Origin of the sequence: Paenibacillus sp. FSL K6-1330, assembly GCF_037976825.1 — a bacterium.
Lineage (GTDB): Bacteria > Bacillota > Bacilli > Paenibacillales > Paenibacillaceae > Paenibacillus_AQ.
Genome location: NZ_CP150269.1, coordinates 182,946 through 200,413, shown reverse-complemented (window position 1 = coordinate 200,413; position 17,468 = coordinate 182,946). Strand labels below are relative to the sequence as shown.

The 17,468-nt window shown below is 51.0% G+C and carries 16 protein-coding genes; 5 read left to right on the top strand and 11 right to left on the bottom strand.

Annotated elements, in window-relative coordinates:
- The 10 genes from NYE54_RS00975 to NYE54_RS00930 form a co-directional block, all read right to left on the bottom strand.
- A complete protein-coding gene (locus NYE54_RS00975; protein ID WP_076326166.1) occupies positions 1–750 on the bottom strand; it encodes a DUF3891 family protein in 750 nt (249 codons plus the stop codon).
- Positions 751–776: 26 nt separating this feature from the next.
- Complete coding sequence (locus tag NYE54_RS00970) at positions 777–980, bottom strand: DUF4177 domain-containing protein (protein WP_006207549.1); 204 nt, start codon at positions 978–980, stop codon at positions 777–779.
- A gap of 66 nt (positions 981–1,046) precedes the next feature.
- The gene (locus NYE54_RS00965) at positions 1,047–1,508 is read right to left on the bottom strand and encodes an NUDIX domain-containing protein (protein WP_076326164.1); all 462 of its coding nucleotides are present in this window, start codon (positions 1,506–1,508) and stop codon (positions 1,047–1,049) included.
- Positions 1,509–1,694: 186 nt separating this feature from the next.
- Positions 1,695–2,171, bottom strand: a complete 477-nt coding sequence (locus NYE54_RS00960; RefSeq protein ID WP_339269352.1) for a hypothetical protein — start codon at positions 2,169–2,171, stop codon at positions 1,695–1,697.
- 45 nt (positions 2,172–2,216) lie between these two features.
- The gene (locus NYE54_RS00955) at positions 2,217–2,939 is read right to left on the bottom strand and encodes a hypothetical protein (RefSeq protein ID WP_339269351.1); all 723 of its coding nucleotides are present in this window, start codon (positions 2,937–2,939) and stop codon (positions 2,217–2,219) included.
- Positions 2,939–4,045 (bottom strand): VanZ family protein, encoded by a 1,107-nt coding sequence (locus tag NYE54_RS00950; RefSeq protein ID WP_339269349.1) that lies wholly within the window; start codon positions 4,043–4,045, stop codon positions 2,939–2,941. Before NYE54_RS00950 ends, NYE54_RS00955 begins: the two co-directional genes overlap by 1 nt.
- 315 nt (positions 4,046–4,360) lie before the next feature.
- Positions 4,361–4,774 (bottom strand): hypothetical protein, encoded by a 414-nt coding sequence (locus NYE54_RS00945; protein WP_076326161.1) that lies wholly within the window; start codon positions 4,772–4,774, stop codon positions 4,361–4,363.
- Positions 4,775–4,858: 84 nt separating this feature from the next.
- Positions 4,859–5,518 carry an HAD family hydrolase gene (locus NYE54_RS00940; protein WP_339269347.1) on the bottom strand — a complete coding sequence of 220 codons (660 nt, stop codon included), beginning with the start codon at positions 5,516–5,518 and terminating at the stop codon, positions 4,859–4,861.
- A gap of 103 nt (positions 5,519–5,621) precedes the next feature.
- Positions 5,622–6,314, bottom strand: coding sequence for a response regulator (locus tag NYE54_RS00935; RefSeq protein ID WP_339269345.1), 693 nt, complete (start codon positions 6,312–6,314; stop codon positions 5,622–5,624).
- Complete coding sequence (locus NYE54_RS00930; protein WP_339269343.1) at positions 6,292–7,902, bottom strand: sensor histidine kinase; 1,611 nt, start codon at positions 7,900–7,902, stop codon at positions 6,292–6,294. The genes NYE54_RS00935 and NYE54_RS00930 overlap by 23 nt, the downstream gene beginning before the upstream one ends.
- A 258-nt stretch (positions 7,903–8,160) precedes the next feature.
- On the opposite strand from NYE54_RS00930, the gene NYE54_RS00925 reads away from it, so the two are divergent.
- The 5 genes from NYE54_RS00925 to NYE54_RS00905 all read left to right on the top strand — a co-directional run bounded on the left by NYE54_RS00925 (position 8,161) and on the right by NYE54_RS00905 (position 12,985).
- On the top strand, positions 8,161–9,168 hold the full coding sequence (locus NYE54_RS00925) for a tripartite tricarboxylate transporter substrate binding protein (RefSeq protein WP_339269341.1): 1,008 nt from the start codon (positions 8,161–8,163) through the stop codon (positions 9,166–9,168).
- Positions 9,169–9,233: 65 nt separating this feature from the next.
- Entirely contained in the window at positions 9,234–9,689 is a 456-nt protein-coding gene (locus tag NYE54_RS00920; protein WP_339269339.1) for a tripartite tricarboxylate transporter TctB family protein, read from the top strand.
- Positions 9,690–9,707: 18 nt separating this feature from the next.
- Positions 9,708–11,234 carry a tripartite tricarboxylate transporter permease gene (locus tag NYE54_RS00915; RefSeq protein WP_339269337.1) on the top strand — a complete coding sequence of 509 codons (1,527 nt, stop codon included), beginning with the start codon at positions 9,708–9,710 and terminating at the stop codon, positions 11,232–11,234.
- Between the two features lie 36 nt (positions 11,235–11,270).
- Positions 11,271–12,692 (top strand): NAD-dependent malic enzyme, encoded by a 1,422-nt coding sequence (locus NYE54_RS00910; protein WP_339269335.1) that lies wholly within the window; start codon positions 11,271–11,273, stop codon positions 12,690–12,692.
- A gap of 41 nt (positions 12,693–12,733) precedes the next feature.
- Positions 12,734–12,985: an HPr family phosphocarrier protein gene (locus NYE54_RS00905; protein ID WP_076326153.1), complete on the top strand. Its 252-nt coding sequence runs from the start codon at positions 12,734–12,736 to the stop codon at positions 12,983–12,985.
- 122 nt (positions 12,986–13,107) lie between these two features.
- On the opposite strand, the gene NYE54_RS00900 is transcribed toward NYE54_RS00905, so the two are convergent.
- Positions 13,108–17,442 (bottom strand): S-layer homology domain-containing protein, encoded by a 4,335-nt coding sequence (locus NYE54_RS00900; RefSeq protein ID WP_339269332.1) that lies wholly within the window; start codon positions 17,440–17,442, stop codon positions 13,108–13,110.
- Between the last annotated feature and the right edge of the window lie 26 nt (positions 17,443–17,468).

Below are 17,468 nucleotides of genomic sequence, written 5' to 3'. Positions count from 1 at the left end.
TTACGGTACAAAAGTAACCGTCTGCTCCGTCCACGCCGCACCATCAAATGCCTTGGCCACTCCAAGTTCATCAATCTTCGCCTTCAGCACATATTTCCACTTCACCGAAGCCGACCATGCCTGTTCGAACAGAAACGGTCGCAATCGAATCTCATGCTCGCTTGCCCAGGCCGCTATGACCCTTTCCCCATCGATCGACATATCGAAGCCCTCTTTGAACCAAGGATGCTCCTGATCCTTGGAAACACCAGGTGCATTCATGTTTACATAGAGCGAGATATCATCGCACAGCTGCAGCAGGCCAAACTGTCTGTTAACGACATCTTCATCGGGAAATTGAAACTGATCACTTAGTCGTTTTTGCCGAGCCAACTCCTCATGGTAGAATTCCACCAGCGGCGCTTCCGTCGCCTCTTTCATAAATGACGCAAAATGAAGGCTGCAGAGATACCCTGCATAAGGACTCATCGCTTCGATCTCATCAACACCCTTTGTATACATTAGCATTTTCGGCAGGACCGGATAATCGATAAAAGTGTATGGAGTCCGGCTCTCGTCATTCCAGATCGGCGTGTCATCCATCCGAAGCCAAGCGCGGTCATGCTCGGTTATAGCCAGCAGTACTTCTTTCAATACAGACTCATCCATAAACAGCTCTCGCCGGAAGCCCCGGGCTACATCGCCCGAGAATCGGCCATGGTCGTCCTGGGCCGTCATCACAAAAGCATCCTCTGTCTCGCGAATGATCATAATATCGTCTCCCCTTTATTTATCCCTCACCCCAGATAAGCTCTTCGCTTCATTACGGCAATGATGTCTCTGGACTGGCCTTGATGCACACTCGTATCAAAGCACGAGATCAATTCCCAGCCGTCAATTCCGTAACTGTTTAATAAATCCTCAAATTCCTCTTCGTTCACCTTGCCTCCAAGGAATCCTCCGGTTTTGTATTTCAGCGTTTTGTATTCCCATTGATCCATATTCGGCATCCTCCATCATCCCATTGAATTTTTGACCACAAACTTCAAGATTTTCTGTAGATAAAATCAGTTCGTATCGCCAACATAGCAAACTACGGGGTGTGCAGCCTTATCCTGAAGTGGCTTGACCAGGGATCGAGGGTATACTCGAATCTCATCCAATGCGGACAGATCGATCCATTCCACACCCACCTGGTATTCATCCGGGTTATGGCCAAGAAAGCTATCCCCTGCATCCGCCAAGCTGCACTCAAAATAAAACTCCACTTGGTGCACATCGGAATCCCATTCCGCAAATTCATGATTGGACCCTATGTATTCACGGACATGCAGGAGATCACGAACTTCCACCTTACGCCCGATTTCCTCCTGGCACTCTCTGATCACCGCCTGCACCAAGGTTTCCCCCTTTTCTTGTCCACCGCCTGGGAACAGATAGAAATCCCCCAAATGGTCTACGTTTTTCGTTAGAAGGATTTGATGATTCCGCATAATAACGGCCTTGGCCGAGTTTCGTATCGGTTTCATGAGCTGTCTCCTTATCGTATCGGTTTCTAGTTCTATTTTCTATTGTAGCAAATATAAATCCTCCATAGGTCAACCTGCAATCCGCAATGATACATGAATATAACAAGCCGGTGTCCAATGAGCATGCTCAAAGAATACCGGCTGTTATTGCACATCGTGAATAAGTCTGCTTAGCTCCCGAAGCAGCTAGCGCCTATATGAGCCACTTGCCCGCTTCTTTCGAACAACGGCCGCCACCCACACAACGACTAGCAGGATCAGCCCCGCCGCAATCCAATTCTTGATGACTTCCCACGGAACACGGGATCCGCCATACTCACCCTCATAACGAGCCATGACATAACCTTCCTGCGTCTCAACCGCGATGGCGGATTCAGGAGCGATTCCTTGGATGGCATAGTATTTCGTTCCCTTTGGGTAAATATTAGAGAAGTTGCCGCCGTAGGTCCCTTCCTGATCCGTATGGTAGGTGACCTTCCCCACCACGTCTCCAAGCGTGGACTCATCCACGCGGTTCTCTGACACGACAAAAACCTTCCCATCATTGACGACAAATGAGTATGCCCAGGAAGCAACTGCAGCTGGCGATGAACACATCACCAGCAACAGCAGCGTGATCAGCGGTATTTTCATAAGCCGACCCGCACGATGAATATCGACCATGGTTAACCCCACAATTCAGAGTCATTATTCTGAAGAACCGGATGGCTATTTCACCTGTTTGCTTCTGCCATCCACGATCAGCTCGATGCCCGGCTCGTTGGTTCCCCCCGACATACTGTAGGAAGAGTCAGGCTGTTCCAAGAAACCCTCAAAGGTTTCGCTAATCTGTATCCGACCTCGTGGCCGAACCGTAACCTCCTTAGACTCGAAATCAACCATCCTCCCGCCAATATCAACGCTTAACGGCCGTACTATAACCTGCTGCTCGTTACCATAGCTGTAAATATGAAGCTGGCAGTGCGCCCGAATAGCATCGTTCTCTGTGCGATAATCACACTTGCTGTCTTTCCTGGAATAGGACACGGTAGATGTTCCGCTCGAATTATAATTCACCACATACATAACAAACTCTGATATAAATGGAAAAATAACGATCCATGCGATACAGCCGATTAATAATCGGCTCATAATCTTCGGATAACGTGGACGATAAATCCGTGCCACCCATAGGATGCCAGCTACCAACAAAATAAGACCTGCTATAACAGGCAGATGAAGACCATAATTACCTTCCTGAGTCCATGGTGAGATCCCTGCCCAGCGGAACAGATCATCTCCGAATGAATAGCCCAGATGTTGGTTGGAAATAAACAGCAACCCTACGATGATTGCGGAAATGGAGAGGATTTTGCCTTTCAGTTGTATCTCCCCCTCGACGAACCCGTTTTCCACATTATAACAAATAATAAACCCTGTGGTAACCAACATTAATCAGTCTTATTTAATGGTTTATTCTCTACGATAGCCAGCCTCGTTCCGCTCTTGGCTTCATGCAGCAGCACTCGATCACGATAGATGAGACATAACAGCACATGGATAAACACAACACCATCCAGAAGCAATACCCCCAGCGCATACATGGCAGCCAGGATTTGCGAACCCAAAATATTAACGGGAATAAGCAAGGCATGAAATCCACCCCAGACCACATACAGCAGTCCGTTACGGATGATCACTTCCTTCAACTTCAGATGTTCCTCTGCTCCACGAATCTGGACCCGGACAATCCACTTGCCCAGCGTCTGTCCCTGCATCATATACGGCAGCACGATATGATATAAAATCACGACAATAAAATACGCACCCTTCACATTCAGCACCGTCAACACGCCAATCATCGGCAGCACGACCCCTGCATCAATACCGAAAGCGATCGCCCGGCGCGTATAACTGACCCGTTTCTGCGACAGATCCACCTTCTCATCCAGCCGATCGAGGCGAGGCAGGTGATTTTTCATCCAATCCGCGAGCACGAATCCGATCATTCCACCCATGGTATTCAACAGCAGATCATCCACATCAAACAACCGGTAAGGGTGATCATAGATGCCGTAAATACCGGTCACCTGGGTCACCTCAAAGAACAGCGATAATCCGAATGAGGCCACCAAACACGTAACCCAAGATGCCCGAGCATAATAACGCAGGAACATGCCGAACGGAACCACGAGAAATACGTTAAATACGACCTGCAAGAAGGCTCTTTCCTTGAATAGATGCATGTAAGTCGAAGGCTCGCCCCATACCACCTTGGTCTCCTTCAATATGTCTTGGATAAAGTTCAGAGGAATCCACTGCATGACCGAGGCAACATTCATTGGAGCATTATGCCGCGAGGCAGGCAAAGGAAGGAGCACCAGATACACTGCGTTCATCATGTAGAGCAGAAATAAATACAGCAGAAATCCCCGGAATTTATTAAAATAACCATATTTGCGATACTGCACAATCAGAAAGGGAACTGCGCACAGCAAAGCCGCTATGGGAAAGGTTAAAAATGCATAAGATATTGGAAACAGGTAGGATTCCAGCATGCTTTCGTTCACTCCCTCTGTGATGTTCTACTTATAGGTTACAGGATCAAGTTTAAATGACGGGGATTCCTTCGTTTAAAATGCGTTTAAAAAAGGCACCCCCGCGTCATAATCGGCCCTGCTGTTAACCTGGGGGTTATAGCTATACTCCAAAACCGAAAACCGAATAACCCACACCAGCAGTGTGGGCAGGATCACCATATGCAAAAAAAAGCATTTGATGCAATATCATTGGAGTAATATGGTTGTCATACCCGCCTTACGCGTAAGTGATGATGGGAGAGTCGGCCCCTGTCCTGCTTCCATGAAGTCCCGCTATTCCTTCCGCTTACGGACCACTTTTCCAAAGCCGATCTTCCGGGGAAGCTCCAGCGTAAACTCTTCACGGTGCCCGTTCCACTCAATCTTTAGGGTTAGAACCTTGTTTGGGTTCATCATATCGAGCAGATGCTCAAAATCCAGCTTCCCCTTGGTTTCCTTCATGGCAGCATGATCGATCCCCACGACAATTCTGCCCTCCATGGAGTGGCCCGTCATATCTTCTAGCCGATAGTCTACCTTGCCATGGTCGAGGAGTTCCTTTCCTAAGTACTGCAGCTTCAACTTTCCGCCAAGCGAATCCTGAAACACGGTAAACTTCGTATTGACCTTATCCTGATGGGTAATAGCATAAGTCGCTTTCCACTTCTCACCCTTGCCTATAAAGGTCATGGTTTTATTTCGATTCACGGGGACACCCTCCTCACGCAGAACAACCGGTTATCTCGATTCGGCTTATATAAATGATAACGAGTAAAAGAATGAAATGGTTGTTCAATTTTTCAAATAATCGATAATCTCAAGCAAATCGGTAATCTCCCCATCCTTGGCGAAGTCCTGATCATAATAGGGATCCCGCTTCCAGATGCCCTTCATGCCGATACGCCGGCTTGCGGTTACGTCATTGTCCGGATGGTCTCCAACATAGATCGATTCTTCGGCCTTTGATTCAAGCCGATGTAATGTATGGAGAAAAATCCTAGGATCCGGCTTACGTAAACCTTCCCACTCCGAAAACGCGATAATATCAAAATAAGGCTCAATGCCAAGTCCCCTGATATTGCTGTATTGAAAATCGCCGTACCCATTGGAGATCAGTCCGAGCTTTATCCCTTTACTCCTCAAGTAAGCTAACATTTCATGCAAATGGGGGAAACCGACGCAATGTTGTTGAAACCCCGACATGTAATCCCGCAGCAGAGCTTCCCAACCCACGGGGAGCGCAAACTCCTTGGTTAGCTGCCGATACACCTCATCCTTCCATACATAACCTCTACGATCAAGCTCGACAAACCGTCTTACGTACTCATCTCTGCCCACAACTAAACCTCCATGGAGCGCTAGACGATCATACTGATCTTGAACGAAATGTACCAATGACGTGTCGCGGTCAAGCAGCGTCCCGTCCAAATCAAAAACAACGGTGGTAATCATCGCGTCACTCCCTCCTTTCTATGAATTTCGAATCCAAGGAAAGGATCCAAGCGATATGCAGCTGCAAGTCTAGGCGGAATATCCCAGTCTCGCATCCGGTTATCTAATCCTCCGCTTTCCGGTATACCCGTTCCGGCCTGCCTACCGTGCCATATGAAATATCCGCCACGAGGACGCCCTTCTCCACGAAGTACTCCAGGTATCTTCTGGCCGTCGTTCGGCTGAAGCCGCCACGTTTTCCAAGCTCCTCCGCGGTCCACACGTCCTCGGACTCCTCGATGTAGGACAGGATTTTCTCGCTCGTCAATTTATCGATGCCTTTTGGAAAATACGCTTCCCTCTCCATCCGTTCACCGGCACGCCATAACAGCTGGTCGATGCCCTGTTGATCAATCTGCTTATTTGCTCCGCCGAGCTGCTTCATCTGCTCGTAATATTTCCGGTAGGCTTTCAGCTTCTCCTGGAAACGGTCGAAGACCACCGGCTTGATCATAAAATCGTACACTCCGCCGCGAATCGCCTCCCGCACCGTATCGAATTCCTTGGCTGCCGTTATGATAATAACATCGGTATTCGGGTATCCCCGCTGTATATGCTGCAGCAGATCCAATCCCGACATATCGGGAAAATACAAATCCAGCAGCACCAGATCAGGCGCCAGAATATCCAGCTGCTCATGCGCCTGGACCCGATCCGTTGCAATGCCGACGACCTCAAAGCCCTCTACCTTCTCTACGAACCGTTGATTAATGCTGGCAATGCGCACATCATCTTCAATGATTACGACCCGTATCATGGATATTCCCCCCTGTTTTTGGAATCTTGACCGTAAACACCGCACCGCCCGCAGGCGAGTTATGGCACACAATCGTACCGTGTAATTGCTGTACTGTCCCGTTGACGATCGATAGGCCAAATCCTCGATTGCGTTCCCCCTTGGTGGAATAGCCCCGCTCAAACAGACGATCCGTTCCAGCCTCGGCTATACCGGACCCGCTGTCGGATACTTCGATCATTAATTGATTGCCCTTGTCATGTAACTTTACGCTTACCCATCTGTTCTCCGGTTTGGACCCCAATGCCGCCTCCATGGCGTTGTCGATCAAATTTCCAATAATGGCAACTAGCTGGTTTCGGCTAATATGACCGGGAATGTCTTTAAAAGAACTGCTCCGGTCAATCTCAACCTTCACCTTTAACTCGCTTCCTCGATTGAACTTTCCAATGAGAATGCCGCCAATGATCGGATCGGGAATTTCCTGCAGCAGGAATTGTATCAGGTTCTGATGCACATCCGTCTCATGCGTAATCAGATCCATGGCCTCCTGATACGATTCCAGCTGAATCAGTCCGTAAATCGTATACAGCTTATTGGAATATTCATGCGTCTGCGCGCGCAGCGCTTCCGTATACCTCTTCACCTGCGTAAGCTCTTCGGTCAGGCGCAGCAGCTCGGATTTGTTCCGAAAACTGGAGACCGCCCCCACAATCCGATGCTCATGATCATAGATAGGCAGCCGGTTGACCACAACCGCGTGATCGTTAATGACCATCTCTTGATCCTTCTCTGCTACCCCGGACTGCATCACCTCCAGCAGCCTGGTGCCCGGGATGACATCCTGAACATACTGCCCGGTGATCACCCTACGCTCCTTTGGATCGATCAGCATCATGGCTGTATGATTGGCCAAGGTTACGATGCCCTCTCGATTGACGGCAATAATGCCTTCATGAATCGTTTCCAGAATCGCGCGTTTCTCTTGATACAATAAACCGATTTCCTTGGGCTCCAGCCCGTGAATGGATCGCTTGACACTGGACGATATCCATATAGCGCCGCCGCATCCCAGGATTAACGAAATTCCTGCAAAGAACAGGACACGATTTCGGTACGATTGTGCTGATATCTCGATATCTTTCATTAGAATGCCAACCGATACGATACCAATAATTTCGTTCTTATCATTGTAGATCGGCGTCTTCCCCCGGAGCGAGGGTCCCATGGAGCCAATCGCCTTCGATATGATGCTCATGCCCTTCAATACCGGGCCGTTGTCGCCACCGACCATCTCTTTGCCGATCCGATCGGCGAGAGGATGCGCATACCGAATTCCTTCACGGTTACCGATGACGATATATTCCGCATCCGTCTCCAACCGAATTTCCTCTACCACAGGCTGAATGATGGCTGACGGGTTCTCTTCCTCGAACGCATTCTGAATAACGTCCATTTCCGCCACGGCCTTCGCCAGCTTTAATGCCGAAGCGCCGATACTCTTCTCCAGCGTTGTGATGAGCAACCGCTCAAAACTGAAGGTGAGGGCGACAATGACGGCGAACAACAGGGTGCCTATAAGCAGAATCAATCTCGTCTGTAAACGCATTCATATTCCTCCATACACATTGTCGCCATAAGCGCAGCTCTGATTTTCCTATTGTATTCTAGATCACACATGTGACAATAGTCTCTGGAAAAAATCGGTCGTAAATTTTATGAACAAAATTAGCGAAATGATGTTTTTTCAACTTATGTCGCAATTCTGTTCAAGCCAGACGCTCGATGATAATATGAAGGAACTTCAATCAGGTAAGCGCTTACAAGTATTGCGAACTCTCGCACAACGATAAGGAGGAACTTATCCATGCTTAAACGAAACGGCATAAAAATCATAACCGCTGCACTTGTCCTGGCCATGAGCCTGACAGCCTGCAACAGCACCGGAAGCAGCGCCGGCGAATATCCGAAAAAACCATTTATCGTGACCGCGCCTTCTGGCGCCGGCGGTGGATGGGACAAAACCGCACGTTCCCTCACCAAAGTACTTACGGAAACAAAGCTCATCGAACAAACCATGACGGTTGAGAACAAGCCCGGCGGCGGCGGGACCGTGTTTCTCGCAGAATACGTGGCAAAAGACAACAAAGATCCCTACAAGCTGTTCGTCAGCTCTCCGCCAATCCTCATCAACAACTTGAAAAAAGAAGGGAACAGCCCGTTCGGCTACAAGGACGTGACGCCGCTCGCCCAGATGACCAAAGACTTCGGAGCGATTGCCGTACCGGCAAACTCCAAATTCACCGACCTGCAATCGCTGGTCGACGCGATCAAAGCCGATCCGACTTCCGTCACACTTGCGGGTGGTTCCGCTCCGGGTTCGATGGACCACTTGATCAGCGTTCTGCCTGCATTCAAATCCGGTGTGGATCCGAGAACCGTGAAGTATTTATCCTATGATGGCGGCGGCGAGGCCATCGCGGCCCTCCTCGGCAACAATGCCGACGCGATCGGCACGGACATTTCTTCGCTCGGGAGCTACCTGAAAGCAGGCAAGATCAAAATCCTGGCCGTTACCTCAAGCGAACGCCTGGGCGGAGACTTTGCAGATGTACCGACTCTGAAGGAGCTGGGTCTGGATGCCGAATTCACCATCTGGCGTGGTGTATTCGGTCCGAAGGAACTGTCGGAAGAGCAGCTGGCCTTCTGGGACAAAACGCTGAAGGGGCTCTCCGAGAACGAAGTGTGGCAAAAAGAGCTGGTTGCCAACGACTGGGCAAGCGAATACCGAAACGCCGCTGACTTCAAGGCATTCCTTGAAGAACAGGAGCAAGACGTGCAGGAGCTGCTCACAGCGCTAGGCATGCAGAAGTAAGCCTTGGAATTTGAGGGAACAGTGCAGCTCCCCTCTCCCTTTTCATCCTTGAGGAGGTGTCAACTTTGAACAGAACGTTTGACCGCTATGCCAGTATCGTATTTCTGCTCCTTGGCGTCGGCTTTATGTGGCAGAGCGCCAAGATCAGCGCATCCGCATACGGGAGCACCGTCGGCCCTAACATATTCCCGTTCGGTCTTGGGTTAGCGCTTGTGCTACTGAGCATTCGTTTGTTTTATGAAGCCCTGAAAGCCAAGCCGACGGAGAACCATGTGGAGAGGCTGGACTATAAACGCTTCTTCATGATTTTTGCGGCAGCCTTTCTCTATGCCTATTTCCTGGAATTCATCGGATATATCATCGGCACCTTCCTGTTCCTCCTGTTTGCGTTTCAGACGCTGGAACGAGGCAAGTGGCTGAAATCCATTCTAATCTCCGCACTGTTCTCCGGCGGCGTGTACGTCATCTTTGTTGTCTTGCTGGAAGGCTCCATGCCGGGCTTCCCGTCTTGGCTATCATGAGCATGGGAGGAATCTACTATGAACGTTCTGGATTATTTGGCGGATGGCTTTATGACCGCCTTGCAGTGGCATAATCTGCTCTTCGCCTTTATAGGCGTGCTGATCGGCACTTCGGTCGGCGTACTGCCCGGCATCGGTCCGATGAGCGGCGTCGCGCTTCTGATTCCCGTCACCGCCTCCATGACTAGCGGCTTGCCGGCGGAAGCGGCAGCAACCAGTTCAATCATTCTGCTTGCAGGCGTCTATTATGGAGCCATGTATGGCGGATCTACAACTTCGATCCTGCTCAATACGCCCGGAGAGTCCTCGTCTGTCGTGACGACGCTGGACGGCTACCAGATGGCGAAGCAAGGCAGAGCAGGCCCGGCCTTGTCCATCGCTGCGATCGGCTCTTTCGCAGCCGGGCTCTTCGCGCTTGTGGCATTGATCGCGCTGGCGGAGCCTTTATCCAATGTAGCGATTAAATTCGGCCCGGCCGATTATTTCTCGCTCATGCTGCTGGGACTCTGTGCAGTAAGCGGGCTTGCAGGCAAATCGATCACCAAGGCACTCATCATGACCGTATTCGGTCTGCTGCTCGCTACCATCGGCATGGATACCGTATCCGGCGTTGCCCGGTTCACCTTTGATATCCCTATCCTGTACTCCGGACTGGAATTTCTAACGATCGCCGTCGGTTTGTTTGCCCTTGGCGAAGTGTTTAAATCCATCTTGGAGAGAGACTACGCAGCAGGTCCAACTTCCAAGATCGGTCGCATCCTGCCGACACGTAAAGACCTGAAGGATAGCGCGGGACCGATTGCCCGAGGCTCGATCCTCGGCTTCTTTATCGGTATTTTGCCGGGCGCCGGCGCAACGCTTGCTTCCTTCTTCAGTTATATCGTTGAGAAAAAGGTCAGCAAGCATCCAGAATCCTTCGGCAAAGGCAACATCGCTGGCGTTGCTGCTCCCGAGTCGGCTAACAACGCGGCTTCCGGAGGCGCCATGATCCCGTTGCTGACGCTGGGTATTCCCGGTTCCGGGACAACGGCCATCCTGATGGGGGCGCTCATCATGTACAACATCCAGCCAGGCCCGCTGCTGTTCGAGGAGCATCCTCAAGTTGCGTGGGGACTGATTGCGAGTATGCTCATCGGCAACCTGCTTCTGCTCATACTGAACATGCCGCTGGTCAAAGTATTTGCCAAGGTCATCCAGATCCCGGCCAAATATCTCATTCCAATCATCATTGCCATCTCCATCTTCGGCGTTTACGCCGTGCAAGCGCAGATCTTCGACCTGGTCCTGCTGCTCATCTGCGGCATTGCCGGCTTCCTGCTGGCCCGCAATGACTTTCCGCTCGCGCCACTGGTGCTCGGACTCGTGCTGGGTCCCATGATCGAGAACAATATGCGCCGGGCGCTGACCACGTCCAACGGCGACTTTATGATCTTCCTGCAGAAGCCGATGTCACTGGCATTTCTCATCATCGCCCTGCTCTGGATTGTCGTTCCGATTCTGCTCAAGCGAAGAGGCAAGGAAGTTGTCGTGAACGAAGAAGGCTAACCATCATACGTATATCGATAGCTCAAGGAGGCAGTCATGAATACCAGCAAACTAGGCGGGAAAAGTGTCATCGCTAGAATTGAAATGAATACGGAAGAAGCCAGCTTCGGTCAAGTAACGGCCGCCATCTTTGAGGCTGGCGGCGACATCGTGGCCATTGACGTCATTCAGACGAGCAAGCATACCACGATTCGCGACGTCACCATCACCGTGATCGACACTATCGACATCGACATTATTGCCGAGCGCATTCGCAGCATGTCCGGCGTTCAGCTGCTGCATCTATCTGATCGCACCTTCCTGCTACATCTTGGAGGAAAGATTGAAACCAAGCTGAAAGCGCCGATCCAGAACCGCGACGACCTCTCCCGCGTGTATACGCCGGATGTTGCTCGCGTATGCATGGCGATCCACGAAGAACCGCGTAAAGCCTTTACGCTCACCGTCAAACGTAACACCGTGGCCGTTATCTCCGATGGCAGCGCCGTCCTGGGACTTGGCAATATCGGCCCTTATGCGGCCATGCCGGTGATGGAAGGCAAGTCGATGCTCTTCAAGCAGCTGGCGGACGTAGACTCCTTCCCGATCTGCCTGGATACGCAGGATACCGAGGGCATCATTACGGCGATCAAAGCGATCGCTCCCGCGTTTGGCGGTATCAATCTGGAGGATATCTCCTCGCCGCGATGCTTTGAGATTGAGCAGCGCCTGCGCGAGGAATTGGACATCCCGGTGTTCCATGACGACCAGCACGGAACGGCTGTCGTCTTGTATGCAGCCTTGATCAATGCGCTGAAGGTCGTCGGTAAATCCGTGGAGAATCTGAAGGTTGTCGTCTGCGGCATTGGCGCCGCGGGCGTTGCCTGCAGCAAGATCCTGATGTCGGCTGGCGTGAAGAACATCATCGGCGTCGATCGCCTCGGCTCGCTGACCGCCGATCAGACGTATGACCATCCCATGTGGCAATGGTACGCCAGCAACACCAACCCCGAACGGCGTTCCGGATCACTTCAAGACGTCATCCATGGCGCCGACGTGTTTATTGGTTTGTCTGCCGGCGGAATCCTGAAGAGAGAGGATGTTCAGGCGATGGCAGAGCATCCTATCGTCTTCGCGATGGCCAATCCGATCCCGGAGATTCTGCCGGAGGAGGCCGAGGATATCGCGGGCGTCATTGCAACGGGAAGATCGGATTATCCGAACCAGATTAACAACGTGTTATGTTTTCCCGGTATTTTCCGCGGCGCCCTGGACTGCAGAGCCTCCGCCATCAATGAGGAGATGAAACTCGCCGCAGCCGAAGCGATCGCTTCGACGGTCACGGACAAGGAACGGAGCCGGCATTACATCATCCCGAGCGTATTCAACCAGCAAGTCGTCAACGGCATCCGGGACCTTGTCATCCAGGCAGCCATCCGAACCGGGGTCGCGCGCCGTATTCCAAGGGAATACCGCTAAAGATGACGATTACGATTCCATGAAACGGGGAGGGTTCAGGAATGGGGAGCAGCATACGAGCCATCGTGGACATTAATATGAGGGCGAATGATTTCTCATCAAGCATCGTACTCGTCCTTGGGCCGGATCAATATATCGACGCAAAAAGCATACTGGGTCTAAGCATGACACTGTACCGCAACCAAACATACCTTCTCTACGTTTATGGTCCGGACCAAATGGAGGCGAAAGCTGCCATGCGGGAAGTATTCGCCAAGCACCATCTGCAGCTGCAGCTGAAAGAGGCTCCCTAAGAGTCGAGCAACCGAAATCGAGCTTAGGCCGTACGATATGAGTCCGAAGAAAAAGAGCAGGAGTGCACGGTCCTAACAGGAACCGTACTCTCTTGCTCTTTGCATGTTCGCTCGGCTATGGCTTACTCACCGAGGATTGCAACAATCAAACTGACAGATTCAGCGCGGGTAGCATGAGCCTGTGGAGCGAACACCCCCTGGCCTCTGCCTTGGATCAGTTTCGCTTCAACAGCTGCTGCTACGTAAGGCTGAGCCCACGCAGGGATTTGATCTGCATCGGCAAAGGAAATTTTCGCTTGAGGGTCTAATGGAAGCTTCTTTGCTCTGGCGATCATGACAGTCATCTCCAGCCGGGTCAGCTCTTGGGCCGGCCTGAAGGTCTGATCCTCATAACCATTCATGATTCCGGCTTTAACAACCCCTGTAACAAATGCTTTCGCCCAAGCAGGAATCCCGTCCGCATCTTCGAAGCTTATTGTCCCCTGCTGGCCCTGGCCCAATCCCAGCGCCCTTCCTAACAACACTGCAAACTCGGCACGTGTAATCTTGGCGTTGGGACGGAAGGTATGATCTTTATATCCCTGTACCCAACCAAGCTCAACGGCCTTCTCAATCGCCTTTGAAGCCCAGTGTTTATCAATATCCTGAAGATGCACCTCCAGCTTCGGAGGGCTCGGTTTCTCAACCTCTCCCTTATTATCTTCTTCAGCTTCCTTGGACTCCTCCTCCGGGTTCCCGGTCTTCGGAACGGTTGGGGATGGGGTGATTGACGATGTCCCTCCATCCGATGAACCGCCGCCAGGCTCCGTTACGAGTGCGGCTGTTCTGACGGTAATACTTGGCCCGTCATGGCTCCACTTATCCTTACTGCCTGCTTCAACCTTGAAGCTGTATATGCTGTCAGGACTTAGCCCTGTGACATGATAACGGTATACTGACCCGGTTACATTGGCTAATTCGACCCCATTCCGAGAAATTGTATAGCCTTCAACTTGATCTGCCTGAACCTCACCTGACCAATGAAGATGAATACTGGTGGCAGAGACATTTTCCGCTGTGAGTATGCCTCCTAACCAAGAAGGGACTTTACTTCCTGGAATCATGCTCCCTTTAAACTCTGCAAGGGCCCCGTCTATGGCGCTGATGGCCGCCTGGACGTCCGCTTGCGTCACATCCTCATTCATCATCACGTCTTCTGCCGCCTGAATCGCATGATGGAACAGCAGCATGGCCTCCGGCGGATATTGTCCAGGCTCTACTCCCTCCACAGCCTCGGCGTACACCGATTTGGCCACGGTAATCGCTTCGTTTAAACGACTTTTATCCACTGGAGCTCCCGGGTCCACGATCACTAAGGACTGGAATGCTGCCACAGCCGCTTGAAGTACAGTGACGGCAGCGTCGATTTCATCCTGCAGCGCATTTGCTTGGTTAAGCACTGCCTCAGCAGCTTCGATGGCATCGAATAACTGGAGTTTCGAACCTGCTGGATATTGTCCGGGCTCAGTTCCTTCCACGGCCGGATCATATACGCTTTGGGCGACGGTAATCGCCTGGTTCAAGGCAGCTCTATCCACTTTCTGATGTACAGACAGCGTGAGTTTCTCAGCCGGTTTCGTCACCTTGTCATCCGTCGAAGCATACTTGATATTGTCAAAGGCAAAGGTACGGCCGTTCGCGCTGTCCCACAGGAAGCCAAGCACAATCCGGTCGAAATGGGTGATCACGTTTGTCGTTTTCACCAGATGACCATCGATGTACATGTTTAATTCGGTTCCCGAGGTATAGTCCCATTTCAGTTCATGCCAGCCTTTACTACGCTTAATGCTCGTTTTTTCCCAAGCCGTTGAAACACCGCTTGCCCTCACGGAATAATAGTCCTGGGAACCATAGTTCGGGTTCCCATCATACAGCACGCCCATACCGGCAAGCAGCTGGCTTCTTGCGTTTCCGACATGGGCAACAACTCGGGTATTCCCCGATTTGGAGCCATCGTCATACAACATCATGGTAACAATGCCTTGCTGCGGTGATCCGAACAGCTTCTGTATCGCATTGCTGCCATTCCCTTTTACAAATAAGGCGCTTCGTTCTCCTTGATACGCTACTTGATCAGAGATGACCCCTGTCTCAATTGGCGTTCCGGTCTCCGACACGAAGTCTCCCCAGCCCGCTTCAAAACTCTGTGAATACTGAATGTCGCTGTATTCTTCGACATCAGCCGTGACTTCTATCGCATCCATACCGGAGACATCACCATTTGCCGTTAGAATTCCGGTTTCCTGATCCAAGGTGACCCGATCCTGGTCCGTCCTGAATTGAACTTTGTAATAAGGCGCATGTTTCAGAGTAATGCCTTCCTCTGTCACGCCGTCGACTCGAAGCTGTACGGAAGGATGAGACTCCGATATCTCCGCTTGATCTGCCCCGACTTGATACGACTTCAGCATGGATGGCGGATGAACCGTAACCTGCGTCTCCGCATAAATGGCAGTATTGAACGTGCTTTCGGCCCTGATGCTCGCTTTCCCCGGGCTCAGTGGAGTGATGAAACCCTTCGCATCTACTGCCGCGACTCGCGGATTGCTGCTGGACCACTTTATCCCCTTGAACCATGCGTCCTTGGGTGTGAATTCAACTGCTAACGTTTGGCCCGCCTGCTGGGCATACAAGTCCAGCTTGTCCTGATTCAGTTTCATCGCCATGGGCAGTACTTCAGGTACCCGATTAGCTGGTGCATCACCCGAATATTCATGCGCACCGATATCCGCTTTACCGTCAGTCAGGGGATTATCGTAAAAGTCTTTATCTGCCTTGCCCCATACCGAAGGGGTGTGTACGCTCACATCCAGTCCTGCATTAATGGCAGGCGAATCCGATAACAGCTTATAACCATTTAGCTTCTCCGCATCGAAGAGGCTCGCATCTGCCTGAATGATATCTTTCGGTTCTTCACCCGGTCTGGCGAGCTTCGGGCTTTCAAAGATATTGTCCTCTACGACTGCACCCGGGAATGCAGTACCCTTAATCCCCGTTCCCGGATAGAAAATATTGTTCTTGATCTCCCCGCCGGAGAAGGAGATGGCACCCATAGGCGTATCTGCCTTGGAATAGAAGATGTTGTTATAGAGCCGTGCATACTTGCCCGAAGTGTTAAAGATTTTGGTGGAGATATTCTCGTCTGTAAAAAATGTATTGTTATGAATTAGAGGTGCATACTGTGCCTGTTTCGGCAAATAATGCAGCAGATATCTGCCGTCTCCGTCATTCACGCTGATATTGTACCGGGCCACGGAATTCGTTGAACCGTCCATAAAGAGCATAAAGCCCCCGCGATTGCTGTGACTGTAGTTGTACTGGTATAGCGCTCCTTCCGAGAACATGTCCACGTCAAAGGCCTGGCCGTCGTTATACCCGTACACCCCGCCGTACACTTCGTTATACTGCATGACCATATCCTTGACAGCGATGACCCAAAGTCCCGCGTAGTTGACATTCCCCACGTCTTTGGCTGAGTGTTTGACTACGGTGTTATATTCCATTCGGCCATTCTCGCCGACGTTGCTCATCACAAAGCCATCGCCCTGGACTTCTTCTACATAATTGTTTCTGAAAATAATATCTTTGAAGACTCTTGGGAAATTGGCTTTAATATCGCCTTCTTTATAAAGTCCGGCGTTACGTATCCCTTCAATATCCACCCGCTTCACGATGTTGCCCTCAACGAGAACGTCCGTAATATTACCGAGAATCAGGATTCCGCCACTTCCGATTTTCCAGCCCTTTGGATTGCCGTTCACGTCATGAATATAATTATTCTTGACGACAATCCCCATGTGAGGATTCGCTTCCCATTCCGATACCGTGGTAGAGGCTGTGCGGATATTGATGCCCGCTCGTTGCGAGATGATATCCGGATGGTAGTTGGTCAGCTCAAAATTGGAGAACTCCAGATAGCTGCCGTCCACTACATCGATGGTGGCCGACATCGTCTTATCCGTAACGCCCTTGTAGTTCTCTATAATCGCAGATCTCTCGGTGGTGGTTGTGCCATTCCCGTTAATAACCGGTCGGCCAAGCCCCTTAATATTGCCATAACTGCTGAATACGATCGGTGCATCCGCCGTACCGGATATTCCCCGAAGCTTGAGTGATCCATTCCACACATCCCCGGCTTTAAATAAAATTCGATCACCGGGCGCATAGCTCATGTTATTCACTTTCTCGAGCGTTCTCCAGGACTGGCTCTCTGACTTTCCATCATTGGCATCATCCCCGTCCGCGCTGACATAGTAGACCGTTCCCGATGCAGCTCGGGCAGAAGCCGCTGCCTCCAAGGATTCAGCCGCACTTACCCGATTCCCGTGCAGATCGGGAATTCCCAGGGAAACCGCCAATATCATGCTAAGACAAACGGTGAGCAACCTTCGCTTGCTGTTTCTTTTCCCATGATTCATTACATCATCCTCCTGACACAATCTTT

Coding starts and splice junctions, on each gene's coding strand:
- NYE54_RS00900 (WP_339269332.1), bottom strand. CDS start 17,442: ATGAATCATGGGAAAAGAAACAGCAAGCGAAGGTTGCTCACCGTTTGT.
- NYE54_RS00935 (WP_339269345.1), bottom strand. CDS start 6,314: ATGATACGGGTCGTAATCATTGAAGATGATGTGCGCATTGCCAGCATT.
- NYE54_RS00965 (WP_076326164.1), bottom strand. CDS start 1,508: ATGAAACCGATACGAAACTCGGCCAAGGCCGTTATTATGCGGAATCAT.
- NYE54_RS00950 (WP_339269349.1), bottom strand. CDS start 4,045: ATGCTGGAATCCTACCTGTTTCCAATATCTTATGCATTTTTAACCTTT.
- NYE54_RS00905 (WP_076326153.1), top strand. CDS start 12,734: ATGGGGAGCAGCATACGAGCCATCGTGGACATTAATATGAGGGCGAAT.
- NYE54_RS00940 (WP_339269347.1), bottom strand. CDS start 5,518: ATGATTACCACCGTTGTTTTTGATTTGGACGGGACGCTGCTTGACCGC.
- NYE54_RS00975 (WP_076326166.1), bottom strand. CDS start 750: ATGATCATTCGCGAGACAGAGGATGCTTTTGTGATGACGGCCCAGGAC.
- NYE54_RS00910 (WP_339269335.1), top strand. CDS start 11,271: ATGAATACCAGCAAACTAGGCGGGAAAAGTGTCATCGCTAGAATTGAA.
- NYE54_RS00930 (WP_339269343.1), bottom strand. CDS start 7,902: ATGCGTTTACAGACGAGATTGATTCTGCTTATAGGCACCCTGTTGTTC.
- NYE54_RS00955 (WP_339269351.1), bottom strand. CDS start 2,939: ATGTTGGTTACCACAGGGTTTATTATTTGTTATAATGTGGAAAACGGG.
- NYE54_RS00925 (WP_339269341.1), top strand. CDS start 8,161: ATGCTTAAACGAAACGGCATAAAAATCATAACCGCTGCACTTGTCCTG.
- NYE54_RS00970 (WP_006207549.1), bottom strand. CDS start 980: ATGGATCAATGGGAATACAAAACGCTGAAATACAAAACCGGAGGATTC.
- NYE54_RS00960 (WP_339269352.1), bottom strand. CDS start 2,171: ATGGTCGATATTCATCGTGCGGGTCGGCTTATGAAAATACCGCTGATC.
- NYE54_RS00915 (WP_339269337.1), top strand. CDS start 9,708: ATGAACGTTCTGGATTATTTGGCGGATGGCTTTATGACCGCCTTGCAG.